Here is a 14,776-nt window from a genome sequence, read left to right on the forward strand (position 1 = left end):
GTCGACAGCTTTCTCGACCGCGTGCGCGCGGCGTAATTCGACGCAGTCATCCCGGGATGGTCCGAACGACCAGACCTCAGGTGCGCAATTTGCGCACCGTGGGATCTCGGGATTCCGGGTTCGCGCATTGCGCGCCCCGGGATGACGTTGGCCTATTTGGGCTGCGGCACGATGCGGATGTAAGGCTTCGGCTCCTTCCAGCCCTGCGGGAAGATCGTCTTGGCCTCGTCGTTGGAGACCGAGCCCGCGATGATGACGTCCTCGCCCTGCGTCCAGTCGGCCGGGGTCGCGACGCGGTGCTTGGCGGTGAGCTGGAGCGAGTCGATGACGCGCAGGATCTCCTGGAAGTTCCGGCCCGTGGTCATCGGATAGACCAGCACCAGCTTGATCTTCTTGTCAGGTCCGATGATGAAGACGTTGCGGACGGTCTGGTTGTCGGCCGGGGTGCGGGTGAGGGGATCGCCCGAGGTCGAGGCCGGCAGCATCTCGTAGAGCTTCGAGACGTTGAAGTCGGTGTCACCGATCAAGGGATAGTTCGGCGCGGCGCCCTGCGTCTCCTTGATGTCCTCGGCCCATTTGGCATGGCGATCGATCGGATCGACCGAGAGGCCGATCAGCTTGACGCCGCGCTTGTCGAATTCCGGCTTCAGCTTGGCGAGCGTGCCGAGCTCGGTCGTACAAACCGGCGTGAAGTCCTTCGGGTGCGAAAACAGGAGGGCCCAGCTGTTGCCGATCCAGTCGTGGAACTTGATCTTCCCTTCGGTGGTCTCGGCTTCGAAGTCGGGGGCGGTGGTGCCGATCGGAAGTGTCATGGTTCTACCTCATCTTATTGAATCTACTGGATAATTTTTCTCGGGCCGTTGCCGCCACTATAGGGGCTTGGCAGGCTTAAGTGAACGCTGACTGAACCGCTTGAAGTAAAATGTGAATTTCTTCTCTGAAGAGCCGATCTCCTAGCACTTTTCTGTTACAGCCGCACGTGCGGCGAAACATCTCCACCGGGGCCACGCGGTCTCGATTGCCCCGATAAAGCCTTTTATGACCCGCATCACGCTCGCCCGACGCTCTCCGGAACCGAGATGGTCCTCGTAACGACTAATCGGCAACCATTGAGAAAAGTCGTGATCCCCGTATCGAATCATTAACCACCCCTTTACGCCGGCATGAAAATGCTGGCCTATCAGAAGAAATCTGGAAGTGAACTATGTCTGCCGCTGCGCCCAAATCCGTTGATAAGTCCGGTGAGTCGCCGTCCCTCGAACCGTCCTGCCGCGATACCGCGGCCCATGCACTCTCCATCGTGCGCGACGGCGTGATCACGGGCGAAGGCCCGACCACCAAGGGCCGGGTCCACTTTTCCCGCTCGCTCGATGCCGATGACACCGCCTGGTGCGCCCGTATCCTGACCGCGAACGCCGTCAACGACCAGCCGGTCAGCCGCGCTGAAGCCGAAGTCCTGTTCGAGATCAACGAGGCCGCGACCGAGCGCACCGATGGCGGCCGCTTCGACGATTTGCTCGCCAAGGCCGTTGCCCATTACGCCGCAAGCGCGTCGGGCCTGAAAGTGCCGCCGCGCAGCGTCGCGCTCTCGGCCGATGCCGAGATCGAGAGCTGGGCGCCGTCCTACGCCTCCAAGGTCAACAGCGAGATGCTGGAATGGATCGCCGGCCAGATGCGCGGCAAGCGCCAGAACAACCGCCGCCTGATGGCGATGGTGGCGACGTTCCTCGGCGCCACCGCGCTGCCCCTGGCGGGCCAATTGCCGAACGTGTTCGACATTGGGATGTAAGGTTCCGGGCATGTAGGATTTTCGCGCCCCTTGCGGGGCGCGAGCGAAGCGGCGGGGTTATTTCCCCGCCGTTTTTTGTTTGCCGGCCTCGAGCTCGAGGCCCAGCGTGCGGCCCGGGAAGCCGGCGGCGTCGAAATAGCGCTGGCTGCCGACGCGCTGGACGTTGAGCACGGTCTGAAGGCCGTTCTCGGACATCTTGGATTTCTCAACCGCCTTGTACGCTTTCGGCACGATGCCGTTGGGCAGGGCCTCCGACATCACCCGGCCGACCAGGCCCCCGTTATGTGCGCCGCTCAGGCCCATGAGCTGCGCGGCAGTCATGCCCACGTCGGCATTGCTGACCGGCAGCTGGTCGACGAAGCCGGCTTTGAAGTCCGGACCGATCGCGGCCATGAAGTTCATGGTGTCGCCGCGGCTGAAGCTGCCATGCATGCCCTGGCCTTGACGCAGCACGGTGTCGGCGACCTGCACCGAGCAGTTGGTCGGCGCCTCGCCGCAATCGCTGGCATAGGAGCGGAAGTTGACGACGATCGACGGCGTCGGCGTCGCCGACTTGCCGCGCAGATTGATGCTAGACAGCGGCAGGGTGCCGGGGAAGCGGCCGAGCGAGTCCTCGACGAACAGGCCGGAAACGTAATCCTGCTCGAGCAGGGCCTTGATGGTTTTCGCCGCCAGCCTTTTGTCCTTGCTCGGGAGATAGATCAGGTCCGAGCCGCCATTGGTGGCGACGACGAGGTCGGGCTTTTCCGGATCCTTGCCGAGCACGCCGTTGCCGGCCTTGGGATGCTTGTTGCCCTCGATCTTCGCATTCTTGTCGTTGGGATCGAACAGCGGCAGGTCGAGTGCTTTCGCAAGGTCCAGCGCCAGGAAGCCCATCGGCAGGAAGTCCTTCGGCGTATCGTCATAGCTGACCTTGGCCGAAGGGCTGGTCTTGCTCTCCTTGGAGATGGTCGAGAAGCCGTGATCGGCCGAGACGATGATGTTGGTCGAGGCGGCAAGGCCGAGCTCCTCGAGCGCCTTGCGGAGCTGGGCGAGGTTGCTGTCGGCGTTCTTGATGCCGGCCATCGAGGTCGGCCCGTTGATGCCGGGCAGGATCTGGTTGAGGCTGTCGCCGGTGTTGTGCTGGCTGCCGTCGGGATCGCGCGACCAGAACACCAGCACGAACGGCTTGTTGCGCGCCTTGAACATCGGCAGCACCACCTTCGTGGCGACATCGGCGAAATAGGCCTGCTGCGCGACATTGGCGACCGTGGTGCCCGGCGTCTTGGCATCGCCCGCCTTGGAATTGTCGCCGCGCGGCGGCGTGGCGAGGGGCAGGCCGGCCTTGGTCAGCGCCGCCATCACTTCGTCCGAGAGCGCGACGCCGTTCTTGCCGCCGGTGGCGTCGTCGAACACGATCGAATGCAGGCCCGCCTTCTCGGGCTTGTCGGTGTGGTCGAACTGGTAGGTCGGACCATGCTTGCCCAGCGCGGCGGTGCTGTAGCCCTTGTCGCGGGCCATCTTCAGAATGGTCTCTTCGTTGAGATAGTCGCCCTTGAAATGCTCGTCGATGTCGCCGAGCACGGCATCGTTCTCGATGAAGGGGACCACGGTGTCACCGGCCGGGACCGAGGTGTAGTTGGTCCAGATCGTATTGGAGAACACGCCGGTGTCGCCGAGATAATGGCCGGTCGACATCGCCGACCCGTTGGCCATGGTGAAGGTCGGGAACAGCGAATGCGGGTTCTTGAAGTTGACGCCCTTGTCGCGGAGCTCGGCCATCGCGGGGGCCGTGTCAGGGGTGACTTTCAGGGCACGCAGACCGTCCGGAATGAACAGGATCAGGTTGCGCGGGGTATTGTTCTGGGCGGAAGCAAGTCCGGTGGACAGCACTGTCAGTCCGGCGGACAGCAACAGCAGTGAGCGGCGCATGGAAGTCTCCTGGCGGTGAGGCGGCATGGCCGCCGACCGCGGCCCCCGGCAATCGTTTAGTTTTGCTGCATGACGGTTTTGTTACAAGGGCCTGTTGTCGATCCAAGGGGATGGGGCCTGCCGTGTCCCGGACGGGACGCAGCGCACAGCGTCCGGGTCGCGAGACCCAAGTTTTCGCGCACACCTGCATCCACATCGTCATTGCGAGCGCAGCGAAGCAATCCAGAGTGCCTCCGGAGGGACTCTGGGCTGCTTCGTCGCAAGGGCTCCTCGCAATGACGTGGTGGCAGCATCGCTTGTTCAATTCGCATTGCCATTCGCAGACATACCTTCGCATCCTCGCGGCGCATTTCGCCCCGAGCTTTGCTTGGCTGCCCCCAGCGAAAGAGGGTGCAGGGAAGACCGGGTGCCGGCCGGGCACCCACGGTCCACTGTGCGAAAGGTGGCAACAAAGAATTTGCACAGCGGCATACAGGTGTAGCCAAACATCCGGCCTTCCCTGCGCAGTGGTTTTACGGCTTATGTCGTGATCTCCCCGGGGAGCGATGCACTATTGCCCCGTCGCCTTGTAGATGACTGATGCGCGGGCCCGGTCGGGCCGCAACATCACCGCAAGACTTGACGCACAGACCCCGGGCGTCAGGACCACACGATTTTGCCGTACGCTGAAGGCACCGGTCGTATGCGCGCCGACTTCGCTCACGGTTTCCCGCCCTGCAAAGCTCTTCGCGCCAACGCCATCTGCGTCCACCGCCGCCCGGCCCGCGTTCGTGACGATCGCGATACGCCCCTCTTCCTTGGGCCGGAGTGAACAAGTTCTAACAAAAATCCGAATTCGAATAAAGAGAAATATTTCGATGCCAGTCCCTTGACCCCGGGCTTGGGTGTTTCGCCCGCCGGGCTGCGCAAGGACTTGTGGTTATTCCGGCGCGGTCGGCACAAGCGGATCAGACGCCAGCGCCTGTGCCGGCTTCACCGTCGGGCCGGGCCGGGCCGATTCCCGGTGAGATCGCGCCGCAGCGGACGCGGGGCTGTCGCGAGCGCAGAAACCTGACCTGGAATTCCGGGCGTTCTGCCGCAGCCTGTTTCCCGTTAATTGCGTGCCTTAACCAACAATTAATTATACGTTTGCGGCCGGGCGTCAGCCCGGCCTAGCGTGTGGTGGGGAGCAGCGAAGCCAAACGAGTTGGTGCGTATCATGATGTCCAGATCACATCGCAGAGCCCTTGGCAGATCGTTTGCGGCGCTATTTGCCTCGCTCAGCGCGGCCGCGCTGCTCCTTGGCCCCAGCGACAGTTTTGCCAGGCCGGCCGGTGCCGCGCCGGCCGTGGCTGGCGCTGCCGTCCGGCCGACTGCTGCGCGTCCGCCGATCGCGCCGGGGGCGCGCTTCCACCGCCGCAACAATGCCTTCGTCTACTGGCCGGGCGGAGGCGGGTTTCTCTACGACGGTGCGACGTACAGCCCGCCCTTCCTCGATGCCGGACAGCCGCCCTCCAACGACGTGCGCTACACCTACACCTATGACGTGCCCTGGGATTGGGCGCATCGCCTCCCGCCGAACGTGGTGCCGTCCGACCGGCCCTATGTGCCGAACTGCCCGACGGAGCAGGTGACGGTGCCCGGCCGTGGCGGTGGCGAGCACACCGTCAACATCATGCGCTGCTACTGAGCTAGCCGAGTTCAAAGCTGGTCACGCCGAAGACGCGGTTGATCCGCAGCGGCGGGATCGGCCCCGTGTACATTCGCGCCGTCTCGAACACCGGCTCGAGGCCGAGTCCTTCCGCCAGTGCGATGGCCTGGCCATTGACGGCGGGGGTGTCGAGGAAGATCTCGCCGCCGCCTGCACTCGCCAGCAGGGTCCGCACGATCGCTTCCGCCGCCGCGCGATCGTCGGCGACGAGGGGGCCGATCTTGCAGCCCGTCCGGCATGGCCGGATCACGCCCCATGCCGCGAGCCTGCCGTCGCGCATCAGCGCGGCGCCGACGTGACCTTGTGTGTTGATCCAGGCGCGCAGGAAGGCCGCGCGTGCAGCCGGGAAGACCGTCGCATCGTCGGCTTCGACAAGTGCGAACGGGACTTTGTCGAGCGCGATGACACCGACGGGCGGCTTCGGCGCGGCGACGATCCCGCCGTAGCGGATGTTGGCATAAGCAAGCTGGAAGCCGGACTTTTTGTAATTGTCCTGCTGTGCGACGACGCCATCGAGCCCGATCACGCGGCCGCCTGCATGCGCGATCGCCGCATTCCAGATGCGCAGGCCGTGGCCCGCACCGCGAAGGTCGGAGCGCACGATGTAGAAGCCGAGAAAGGCGAAACGGTCATCGTAATTGACGCAGGAGACGGTCGCGACCGGCGCGCCGTCGATCTCGCCGACGAGGAAGCCTTGCGCATCGGGAATCGCGAAGCAGGTGGCATCCGACAGGCCCGGATTCCAGCCTTCGGCCGCGGCCCAGTCGACGGCCAGCGAGATCTCCTCCGGGCGCAGGTTGCGGATCTGCAATTCGCTCATGACGGATGCCTTCGGGCGGTGGACCTGCCGGCCGGTCCGGCGGTAGAAGCGCTTCATGATAGGCCGGGCCTCGGGCTCGGCTCAACTCAACTCAAGGGATGAACGGTCATGGCAGCAGAGAAGGTCGCACTCGTCACCGCCGGCGGCAGCGGCATGGGGGCAGGGGCCGCGCGGCGGCTGGCGGCGGACGGATTTCGCGTCGCGATCCTGTCGTCCTCCGGCAAGGGCGAGGCGCTGGCGGCCGAGCTCGGCGGCCTCGGCATTACCGGCTCCAACAAGTCGAACGACGATCTAAAGCGCCTCCTCGATGGTGCGCTTGCCAAATGGGGACGCATCGACGTGCTCGTCAACAGCGCGGGCCACGGGCCGCGCGCGCCGATCACGGAGATCACCGACGAGCAGTGGCACACCGGCCTCGACACCTATCTGCTCAACGTGATCCGTCCGACCCGGCTGGTGACGCCGGTAATGCAGGCGCAGAAGGCCGGGGCCATCATCAACATCTCGACCGCCTGGGCGTTCGAGCCGAGCGCGATGTTTCCGACCTCCGCGGTGTTCCGCGCCGGGCTCGCCGCGTTCACGAAGATCTTCACCGACACCCATGCCGCCGACAACATCCGCATGAACAACGTGCTGCCGGGCTGGATCGACAGCCTGCCGCAGACCGATGCGCGCCGCGACAGCGTGCCGATGCAGCGCTACGGCAAGGTCGAGGAGATCGCGGCGACGATCGCGTTCCTGGCGTCCGACGGTGCGGCTTACATCACCGGCCAGAACATTCGAGTCGACGGCGGACTGACGCGCTCGGTCTGAGACGGCGCGCGGATTCCGCCGCACCCTGTCGCGACGCGCTTTAAACTTAGCCGAGAGGCTAACAATCATTGACATTCAGGGTCCGAGGTCTATAGTTAGCTACATGGCTAACCAATTCGACCGACTCGACCACGTCTTCGCAGCCCTCGCCGATCCCACGCGGCGGGCGATCGTGATGCGGCTGTGCGCCGGCGAAGCGTCGGTCGGCGAGCTTGCCGATCCCTTCGACATGGCGCTGCCGAGTTTCATGAAACACATCCACGTGCTGGAGACGAGCGGGCTGGTGCAGTCGGAGAAATCGGGCCGGGTGCGCACGTGCCGGCTCAGCCCGGACGCACTTGTCGGCGCAGAGGACTGGTTCCAGCAGCAGCGCGCGATCTGGGAGGCTCGGCTCGACCGGTTCGAAGCCTATGTGATGAAGCTGAAGAAGGAGAGGGCGGCCGCCAAGCGGCCGTCGCGTAAAACCAAGAAGAAAGGTTCCGAGTGATGACGAATTCTGCCAATCCCGCCCTCTCGCAATGGTCGCTCGACCGCGAGATCGTGATGTCGCGCGTAATCGACGCGCCGCGCGATCTGGTGTTCGAGGCGTGGTCCGACCCGAAGCACCTGCCACAATGGTTCGGGCCGAAAGGCTTCAGGGTCGAGACCTTCGAGATCGACGTCCGCGTCGGCGGCGTCTGGCGTTTCAACATGATCGGTCCCGACGGCGCGGTCTATCCGAACCGCATGCGTTTCCGGCGGATCGAGCGCCCGTCGCTGATGGAGATGGACCACGGCGTCGACCAGGACGAGGATCCCGGCATGTTCCGCTTCACCGTCACCTTCGCCGAGCAGAGCAATGGCAAGACCGTGCTGATGATGCGGCAACTGGCCTCGAGCACGGAGCAGCGCGATGGCATGATCGGCTTCGGCGCGGTCGAATACGGCTATCAGACGCTGGACAAGCTCGCGGCGTATCTGGGTGGGATGAAGAGGTAAGTCCGTCGTATGATTCCAGGGGCTCCGCATCGGCGCTCCCGGAATCAACTTTGAAATGGAGGAACGCAGCCGCTCTCGGGATCATGACAGCGCGCAGCGCTATTATGACAGTATCATGACATCGATTTCTGTCGCGTCGCGCTACTGAATTATGACAGAATTGCTACCGCCAGATGTCACGTCGATTACAGCGGAGCGATTCATCATGTTGCAGTGGCGGGCGCGGTCAAATCCCCTCGCATGGTGGTGGGGGTCGCTGACGCTTGTGAGCGGCGCCAACATCCTCGTCTGGTTCATGCTGTACCGCGAGTTCTATCCGACGGTTGCGAGCAGCGTCGGTGGAGGCTCGGACATCGGACTGATGTTCCTGCTCTGCGCCGGCTACGTGTTCGGCTGTGCCTTCAGATCCGTGCTGCCGCGCGCGGACGTGCAGCGCATCTGCCTGTTCGACACCTGGCTCTCCAGCGTCGTCGTCGGCCGCACCGTTGCGACCGTGGCCGAGCTCTGCTTCGTCGCGCAATGGGCGATCATCCTGCATCAGCTGGGTCAAATGACCGGTGCGGAAACCGCGGTGAACATCGCGCTCGTGATCGTGCCCATCATCATCATCGCGGAGTGCTTCTCCTGGTACGCGGTGGTAACGACCAACTTCCTCTACAACGCGATCGAAAACTCGCTGTGGGCGGTGACCTTCTTCCTTGCCGGAATCGCGCTGTGCCGCCTGGTGCCGGAATTCCAGGGCGTGGTGCGCTGGGCGCTGATGTCGGGCATCGTCGGCATCGCCTGCTTCCTCGCCTTCCTCGTCACCGTCGACGTGCCGATGTATCTCAGCCGCTGGCGCGCAGGGCACGCTGAGGGCAACAGGTTTCTCGGCCTGCTCGAAGGCCTGCATGACGTCTCGACGCGCTGGGTGGTGACCCACGACATCGCGCACTGGAAGGGCGAGCTGACCTGGATGTTCCTGTATTTCAGCGCCGCAGTGTGGTCGAGCCTCGCGCTCTGCGCGCTCTATGCGATGGAAGGCTATCTGACGCGCTATCTCGCCTGAGTTGCTTCTTTTTGACGCGTTTTCTTCACGCGAACCGGTATCCACTTCGCTCGAAGACACTTTATTTGCCGACCAGGCTGCATTTGCTGCGGTCGAGCGGGCGGAAGGCCTGGTCGGGCGGGATCGTCGCGACCAGCTTGACGAAATCCCAGGGGCCCTTGGATTCCTCCGGCGTCTTGACCTGCACCAGATAGAGATCGTGCACCATGCGCTGATCCTCGCGGATGCGGCCGTTGCTGGTATAGGCATCCGACACCGGTGTCGCCTTCATCCTGGCCATCACGACGCCGCCGTCGTCGGAGTCGGTATCCTTCACCGCTTGCAGATAGTGGCGCACGGCGGAATAGACGCCGGCCTGGATCTGGGAGGGCATCGCCTTGCGCCGCGCATAAAACGCGTCTGAGAACTTCCGTGCTGCCGGCGAGACGTCCTCGAAGAACGAGGTGACGATGAGATCACCGCGCGTCGCCTTCAGGCCGACCGCTTCGATGTCGACGTTTTGAAACGACATCGGCACGATCTTCATGCCCTGCGCAGCAAGGCCGAATTCCTCGGCCTGCTTGATCGCGGTGGCATTGTCGCCGGCGACGTTGATCGCGAGAATCTTCGCGCCTGACGACTGCGCCTGGAGCAGGAACGAGCTGTAGTCGGGTGTGCCGAGCTGCGCCTTGACGCTGCCGGCGACCTTGCCGCCAAGGGCGGCGATGCGATCGCGCGCGGTCGCCTCGATCGAATGGCCGAAGGCATAGTCGCCGGTGATGAAGAACCATGGCTCCTTGCTGGTCTGCATGATGCCGGAGACGACCGCGGTCGCGGTGGAATAGGCGTCCTGTGTCCACTGCACGCTGGTCGGCGCGCAGGCGTCGTCGGTAAGCTGGTTGGCGCCGGCGCCGGAGACGAGGAAGATCTTGCCGTTGCCGCGCACCAGTTCCTGCACCGCGAGCGCAGCGCCGGAGCTGCCGCCGTCGGCGATTGCCTGGACGCCGTCGCTGAACCATTTGCGGGCGAGGGAGGCCGCAAGGTCCGGCTTGTTCTGGTGATCGGCCTGCAAGATCTCGATCGGCTTGCCGTCGATCTTGCCGGCGAACTCCTCCGCCGCCATTCGCGCCGCCTCGACCGAGCCCGGGCCCATCGCGGTCGCGAACACGCCGTTCATGTCGGTGAGCACGCCGACGCGGATGGCGTCGCCCTTGATCTCGGCGCGCGCGCCGGGACCTGCGAGCGCCAGTGCGGTCAGCAGCATGGCGGTGGATGTCGTGCGGAGGGGATGCATGGCGTTTCCTAATTGTCTCGTTGATTGGAATGGGTGGTCAGGCCTGCTCGGCGACGACCTCGTTGCGCAAGATGCCGATGCCGGAGATCTCGACCTCGACGGTGTCGCCCGGGCGCATCCACAGGGGTGGCGTGCGCTTGGCGCCGACGCCGCCGGGAGTGCCGGTGACGATGACGTCGCCGGGGGCGAGCGGGCAGATCGTGGAGATGTAGGCGATCAGTTCGGGGATGGCGGTGATCAGGAGATCGGTGCTGGTGTCCTGCACCACGGCGCCGTTGAGCCGCGTCTGCAAGGTGAGCTTCGACGGGTCGGGGATTTCGTCCGCGGTCACCAGCCACGGGCCGAAGCTGCCGCTCTCGGCAAAAGTCTTCCCGGAGAGGAACTGGCTGGTATGGCGCTGCCAGTCGCGGATGCTGCCCTCATTGTAGCAGGCATAGCCGGCGATGTGGTCGAGCGCACGGCTCGCGGGAATGTGCCGGCCGCCCTTGCCGATGACGAGCGCGAGCTCACCCTCATAGTCAAAATCGTCGCTGACCTTGGGTTTCACGATCGGCTGGAGGTGGCCGACCTGGCTGCAGGGGAAGCGGACGAACAGCGCCGGCTTCTCGGTCACGGTGCGTCCGGTCTCGGCGACGTGGTCGCGGTAGTTGAGGCCGACGCAGATGATCTTGCCGGGATCGGGAATGACGGGGGCGAAGGCGATCCTGTCGAGCGGATGATCCGGGGCGGCGGACGCCACGATCCTCGCGGCCTCGGCAACGCGACCGGCTTCGAGCAGCTCGCGCAGCGTGGCGCAGGGTGCCATGCGCGTGCCAAGATCGACGATGCCATTGTCCTTGAGGGCCCCGAAGGAGGCGCGTCCGCCGGCGACGAATGAGAGCAGCTTCATGAGATGTCCTTTGAGTTCGATCAGGCCGCGGACGGCGCTTGGGCTGGAGTAATTGGGGTTGCGGGAATGACCGCGGCGATGAGCCGCTCGAGGTCGGACTCGTCGCGGGCGGAGCCTCGGATGTAACGGTCGGGACGAACCAGTGCGGCGATGATGCCGTGCTCGCGCAGCCAGTCTGCGAGGCCTTCGGCGTCGTCGCCAGTGAGGATCTCGATCCCGGCCTGTGACAGTGCGAGGCGCGACGGCAATGCGGCCGCAGTCTCGACGAGCAGCGCATGATGATAGCCGGTCCGGTCGTCGCTGCGACGTCCGTCGCCCAGCATGAACTGCGGGGCGAGATGTCCGAGGAGCGGCAGGTCACCAAACGCGAGTCCGGGGCCGAGCAGGGGCTTCTTCACTTCCAGCTTGACCGGCGCGTTCTCGCGCGCTTCGCCGGCGGCAAGGCCGGCCTCTATCGCCTTGGTGTTGATGACGCCGCCGAGGCGAATGGCGAGCTCGATGAACTCGCGCACATGCGGCTGGCGCTCGCTCTGATAGGTGTCGAGCATATCCGGCGCGGCGCCGCCACGGATGACGTCCGCGAGTTTCCAGGCCAGGTTTGCGGCATCGCGGATGCCGGCACACATCCCCTGGCCGAGGAAGGGCGGGGTCTGGTGCGCGGAATCGCCCGCAAGCAGCAGCCGGCCGCTGCGCCATTGCTGCGCGATCACGGAATGAAAGGTGTAGACCGCGGCGCGCTCGATCTCGGCATCGTCGGGGGTGACCCAGCGCGACAGCAGCTCCCAGACCTTTGCCTGCTGCGCGACCTCTTGTGTATCTTCGTCCGGCAGGACGGTGATCTCCCAGCGCCGCCGGGTGCCGGTGCCGCGCACATAGGTTGCCGGCCGCTTGGGATCGCAATGCTGGAGGCTGTAGTCGCCGAGATCGTCGCGCGCGCGCTTGAGCAGCACGTCGATCACCAGCCAGCGCTCGTGAAAGCCGAGATCGTTCATGCCGGAACCGATGAAGCGGCGAACCAGAGACCGCGCGCCGTCGCAGCCAATCACATAGCCGGCGCGGACCTCGCTGAGCTTGCCGTTCGAAAGGTCCTCGTAGCGCACGCGCACGCCGGTCTCGTCCTGGTCCAGCGCGAACACGTCGCAGCGGTTGCGCAAGGTGACGTGGGGCCAGCGGGCGAGGCCGCCGATCAGCACGTCCTCCAGATCGGGCTGGTGGAAGCGGTAGCTGAGATGCCAGCCCATGGGCGTCAGCGTCTGTGGCCGCGACCAATCCAGCAACCTCTTGCCGGCGGCGTCGAGGAAGAGCATGCCGGGGCTGAGGATGACATGCGGCAGGATCGCATCGGCAAGGCCGACGGTCTGGAACACGCGCATGCATTCGTCGTCGAAATGCACCGCTCGCGGCAGATGATAGGTCTGCGCCTCGCGCTCCAGCACCAGCGTCCGCACGCCGCAAAGGCCGAGCAGATTGGCGAGCGTCGCGCCGACCGGCCCGCGGCCGACGATGACAACATCGAATTCTTCGGGGGTGTCTTTATCTTGCATGGGGCTATCTCTTCCCCAAGCCGCGCCGCAGCATCAACGCCGCTGCGCCAAGTGTCCGCCCTGCGGACGGACGGAGGCTAGACCTCGACCGGGATGGCCAGTGCCGTCTCCTGAAGCTGCGCTGCAAATTGCTTCACCGCTTCCTCGATCCCAAGCGCCGAGCGAATCCAGATGATGGAGATGCAGCCGAACACGGCGCGGGCCCGCACGATCGGGACTGCGATCGAGGCTGTCTTGGGATTGTATTCGCCTTCGCTGCGGATCGCGTAGCCGCGGGCTTGCGTCTCCGCGATCATGCGATCGAAACGGCCGGGTTCGAGGAAGGGGCGGTCGTCGACCTCGTCGATGCGGCGCAGATGGTTGACGATCAAATCGCGCTCGCGCGCCGGGCAGGCGGCGAGATAGGCGCGGCCCGCCGACGTCCGCAGCATCGGCAGGCGCTTGCCGATCATGCCGCGGTCGATCGAGAGCGGACTGCGCGAATGCGTGGTTTCCTGCACCACCATCGCCGCGTTCTCGTAAGTCGAGAGATCGACTGGCCAGACCAGGGTCTTGCTGAGTTCGGCGAGATAGGGCGCCGCCGCCTGGCAGATCAAAACGCCGGGGTCGTAGCCATCGCCGAGGCTCAGGGCGAGCCGGGTCACGCGAAAACGATCGTCGCTGGCGCTGCGGGCAACATAGCCGAGTTCCTCGAGCGTCTCGAGCAGGCGGTAGACGGTGGGGCGGGGCAGGTCGAGCGCGCGGGCGACATCGCCGGCGCGGATGCCGCCGGAGCGGTTGACCTCCTGCAGCACGTCCAGCCCGCGCTTGAAGGCGCGGACGCCCTCCGGCTGCCGCGGCTGTCCGTTCCGCGTCCGCTCCTTGGACACTTCGTATTTCCTCCCTTGTGGCGCGCGGATGCGCGACTATCGTCTCTGCGAACGCGCAGCGATTGCGGGATGTTACCGTAAAATCGTGCGCGGCCGGTATCAAGTTCGCCGCAGTGCGGCGGGTGCGATGCCTTTGGGAGAACGTCGATGGAAATCACCGCGCTCGGCTATATCGGGATCAACTCGTCGCAGCTCGACCAATGGGGCCGGATGGCAACCGGGCTGCTCGGCATGCAGCAGGTCGATCGAGGCGGCAAGATGCGCGCCTTCCGCATGGACGATCGCAAGCAGCGGCTGATCGTCGACGGCAGCAGCGATGCTGGGTTGGCCGTGATTGGCTGGGAGGTGCCGTCGACCGCTGAGCTGGACCAGTTGGCGGGCCGACTGGAAAGCCACGGCGTCAAGGTCACGCGCGGCTCGCGCGCGCTGGCCGATGAGCGGCACGTGGCCGAGCTGATCACGTTCACCGATCCTGCCGGCAACCGGCTGGAGGCTTTCTGCAAGCCGGAGCTCGCGAGCGAGCCGTTCAAGCCGGGGCGGCCGATCTCGGGTTTCCGCACCGGAGCGCTCGGCATGGGGCACGTCGTGCTCAATGTCGAGGACGTCGGGCCGCTATTGCCGTTCTATCGCGACGTGCTCGGCTTCCACGTCTCGGACTTCGGACTCAAGCCTTACGGGCTCTATTTCTTCCACGTCAACGGCCGCCACCATTCCTTTGCGATGGTCGGCTCCGGGCGGAAGGCGATGCATCATTTCATGGTGGAGCTCGGCAGTCTCGACGATGTCGGGCAGGGCTATGACCTCGCGCAGCTCGAAGATGGCCGCGTCGTCTATACGCTGGGCCGGCATACCAACGACCACATGACATCGTTCTACGTGAACACGCCGTCCGGATTCTTCATCGAATATGGCTGGGGCGGGCGCATCATCGATCCCCAGACCTGGCAGCCGCACGAGACCTTCGACGGCCCGTCGCTGTGGGGGCACGAGCGGCTCAACATGCCGGAAGAGCAGCGCAAGCGCCTGCGCGACATGCGGTTGGATGCAGCCGCGCGCGGCGTTCGCGTCGCCGATCCGCGCGTGCCGCCGCTGAACTGCGCATGGTTGGACCAGGTCGTCGCGCGCGAATGAACGGTCGCTCCCCGGCGCAGT

Annotated in this window: 14 protein-coding genes; 7 read left to right on the top strand and 7 right to left on the bottom strand. The window is 65.0% G+C overall.

The features are described 5' to 3' along the window. Nucleotides 1-152 precede the first annotated feature (152 nt). Nucleotides 153-812 carry a peroxiredoxin gene (locus ACRQ5Q_RS18680; RefSeq protein WP_439399416.1) on the bottom strand — a complete coding sequence of 220 codons (660 nt, stop codon included), beginning with the start codon at nt 810-812 and terminating at the stop codon, nt 153-155. Nucleotides 813-1,204: 392 nt separating this feature from the next. Here ACRQ5Q_RS18680 and ACRQ5Q_RS18685 point away from each other — a divergent pair, with 392 nt between their 5' ends. After that, entirely contained in the window at nt 1,205-1,789 is a 585-nt protein-coding gene (locus ACRQ5Q_RS18685) for a hypothetical protein (protein WP_439368719.1), read from the top strand. Between the two features lie 57 nt (nt 1,790-1,846). On the opposite strand, the gene ACRQ5Q_RS18690 is transcribed toward ACRQ5Q_RS18685, so the two are convergent. Further along, the gene (locus tag ACRQ5Q_RS18690) at nt 1,847-3,700 is read right to left on the bottom strand and encodes an alkaline phosphatase family protein (RefSeq protein WP_439399418.1); all 1,854 of its coding nucleotides are present in this window, start codon (nt 3,698-3,700) and stop codon (nt 1,847-1,849) included. A 1,198-nt stretch (nt 3,701-4,898) separates the two neighbouring features. Between ACRQ5Q_RS18690 and ACRQ5Q_RS18695 the strand changes: the two genes are divergently transcribed. Continuing rightward, nucleotides 4,899-5,369 carry a hypothetical protein gene (locus ACRQ5Q_RS18695; protein WP_439399420.1) on the top strand — a complete coding sequence of 157 codons (471 nt, stop codon included), beginning with the start codon at nt 4,899-4,901 and terminating at the stop codon, nt 5,367-5,369. Nucleotide 5,370: 1 nt separating this feature from the next. Here ACRQ5Q_RS18695 and ACRQ5Q_RS18700 read toward each other — a convergent pair whose 3' ends face one another. Then, nucleotides 5,371-6,210, bottom strand: a complete 840-nt coding sequence (locus tag ACRQ5Q_RS18700; RefSeq protein ID WP_439399829.1) for a GNAT family N-acetyltransferase — start codon at nt 6,208-6,210, stop codon at nt 5,371-5,373. Nucleotides 6,211-6,318: 108 nt separating this feature from the next. Between ACRQ5Q_RS18700 and ACRQ5Q_RS18705 the strand changes: the two genes are divergently transcribed. The 4 genes from ACRQ5Q_RS18705 (at nt 6,319) to ACRQ5Q_RS18720 (ending at nt 9,049) form a co-directional block, all read left to right on the top strand. Beyond that, nucleotides 6,319-7,023, top strand: coding sequence for an SDR family oxidoreductase (locus ACRQ5Q_RS18705; protein ID WP_439399422.1), 705 nt, complete (start codon nt 6,319-6,321; stop codon nt 7,021-7,023). Nucleotides 7,024-7,126: 103 nt separating this feature from the next. Further along, entirely contained in the window at nt 7,127-7,510 is a 384-nt protein-coding gene (locus ACRQ5Q_RS18710; protein WP_439368714.1) for an ArsR/SmtB family transcription factor, read from the top strand. Further along, nucleotides 7,510-8,001 (top strand): SRPBCC family protein, encoded by a 492-nt coding sequence (locus tag ACRQ5Q_RS18715; protein WP_439368713.1) that lies wholly within the window; start codon nt 7,510-7,512, stop codon nt 7,999-8,001. Before ACRQ5Q_RS18710 ends, ACRQ5Q_RS18715 begins: the two co-directional genes overlap by 1 nt. A gap of 205 nt (nt 8,002-8,206) precedes the next feature. Further along, entirely contained in the window at nt 8,207-9,049 is an 843-nt protein-coding gene (locus ACRQ5Q_RS18720) for a hypothetical protein (RefSeq protein ID WP_439368712.1), read from the top strand. Nucleotides 9,050-9,110: 61 nt separating this feature from the next. Here ACRQ5Q_RS18720 and ACRQ5Q_RS18725 read toward each other — a convergent pair whose 3' ends face one another. From ACRQ5Q_RS18725 to ACRQ5Q_RS18740, 4 genes are all read right to left on the bottom strand, one after another. Beyond that, nucleotides 9,111-10,322: an ABC transporter substrate-binding protein gene (locus tag ACRQ5Q_RS18725; RefSeq protein WP_439399424.1), complete on the bottom strand. Its 1,212-nt coding sequence runs from the start codon at nt 10,320-10,322 to the stop codon at nt 9,111-9,113. 37 nt (nt 10,323-10,359) lie between these two features. After that, the gene (locus ACRQ5Q_RS18730) at nt 10,360-11,211 is read right to left on the bottom strand and encodes a fumarylacetoacetate hydrolase family protein (protein WP_439368710.1); all 852 of its coding nucleotides are present in this window, start codon (nt 11,209-11,211) and stop codon (nt 10,360-10,362) included. 20 nt (nt 11,212-11,231) lie between these two features. After that, nucleotides 11,232-12,755 carry a bifunctional 3-(3-hydroxy-phenyl)propionate/3-hydroxycinnamic acid hydroxylase MhpA gene (gene mhpA / locus ACRQ5Q_RS18735; protein WP_439368709.1) on the bottom strand — a complete coding sequence of 508 codons (1,524 nt, stop codon included), beginning with the start codon at nt 12,753-12,755 and terminating at the stop codon, nt 11,232-11,234. A 77-nt stretch (nt 12,756-12,832) separates the two neighbouring features. Further along, nucleotides 12,833-13,624 carry a DNA-binding transcriptional regulator gene (locus tag ACRQ5Q_RS18740; RefSeq protein WP_439368708.1) on the bottom strand — a complete coding sequence of 264 codons (792 nt, stop codon included), beginning with the start codon at nt 13,622-13,624 and terminating at the stop codon, nt 12,833-12,835. A 147-nt stretch (nt 13,625-13,771) separates the two neighbouring features. Between ACRQ5Q_RS18740 and ACRQ5Q_RS18745 the strand changes: the two genes are divergently transcribed. Continuing rightward, entirely contained in the window at nt 13,772-14,755 is a 984-nt protein-coding gene (locus ACRQ5Q_RS18745; RefSeq protein ID WP_439368706.1) for a VOC family protein, read from the top strand. The last annotated feature ends 21 nt before the right edge of the window (nt 14,756-14,776 follow it).

Source organism: Bradyrhizobium sp. PMVTL-01, assembly GCF_051861855.1.
Classification (GTDB): domain Bacteria; phylum Pseudomonadota; class Alphaproteobacteria; order Rhizobiales; family Xanthobacteraceae; genus Bradyrhizobium.

What these genes read in the sequence shown, in the direction of transcription:
- ACRQ5Q_RS18705 (WP_439399422.1), top strand. Translation starts at nt 6,319, where the DNA reads ATGGCAGCAGAGAAGGTCGCACTCGTCACCGCCGGCGGCAGCGGCATG.
- ACRQ5Q_RS18695 (WP_439399420.1), top strand. Translation starts at nt 4,899, where the DNA reads ATGATGTCCAGATCACATCGCAGAGCCCTTGGCAGATCGTTTGCGGCG.
- ACRQ5Q_RS18745 (WP_439368706.1), top strand. Translation starts at nt 13,772, where the DNA reads ATGGAAATCACCGCGCTCGGCTATATCGGGATCAACTCGTCGCAGCTC.
- ACRQ5Q_RS18680 (WP_439399416.1), bottom strand. Translation starts at nt 812, where the DNA reads ATGACACTTCCGATCGGCACCACCGCCCCCGACTTCGAAGCCGAGACC.
- ACRQ5Q_RS18715 (WP_439368713.1), top strand. Translation starts at nt 7,510, where the DNA reads ATGACGAATTCTGCCAATCCCGCCCTCTCGCAATGGTCGCTCGACCGC.
- ACRQ5Q_RS18700 (WP_439399829.1), bottom strand. Translation starts at nt 6,210, where the DNA reads ATGAGCGAATTGCAGATCCGCAACCTGCGCCCGGAGGAGATCTCGCTG.
- ACRQ5Q_RS18690 (WP_439399418.1), bottom strand. Translation starts at nt 3,700, where the DNA reads ATGCGCCGCTCACTGCTGTTGCTGTCCGCCGGACTGACAGTGCTGTCC.
- ACRQ5Q_RS18730 (WP_439368710.1), bottom strand. Translation starts at nt 11,211, where the DNA reads ATGAAGCTGCTCTCATTCGTCGCCGGCGGACGCGCCTCCTTCGGGGCC.
- ACRQ5Q_RS18725 (WP_439399424.1), bottom strand. Translation starts at nt 10,322, where the DNA reads ATGCATCCCCTCCGCACGACATCCACCGCCATGCTGCTGACCGCACTG.
- ACRQ5Q_RS18710 (WP_439368714.1), top strand. Translation starts at nt 7,127, where the DNA reads ATGGCTAACCAATTCGACCGACTCGACCACGTCTTCGCAGCCCTCGCC.
- ACRQ5Q_RS18720 (WP_439368712.1), top strand. Translation starts at nt 8,207, where the DNA reads ATGTTGCAGTGGCGGGCGCGGTCAAATCCCCTCGCATGGTGGTGGGGG.
- mhpA (WP_439368709.1), bottom strand. Translation starts at nt 12,755, where the DNA reads ATGCAAGATAAAGACACCCCCGAAGAATTCGATGTTGTCATCGTCGGC.
- ACRQ5Q_RS18685 (WP_439368719.1), top strand. Translation starts at nt 1,205, where the DNA reads ATGTCTGCCGCTGCGCCCAAATCCGTTGATAAGTCCGGTGAGTCGCCG.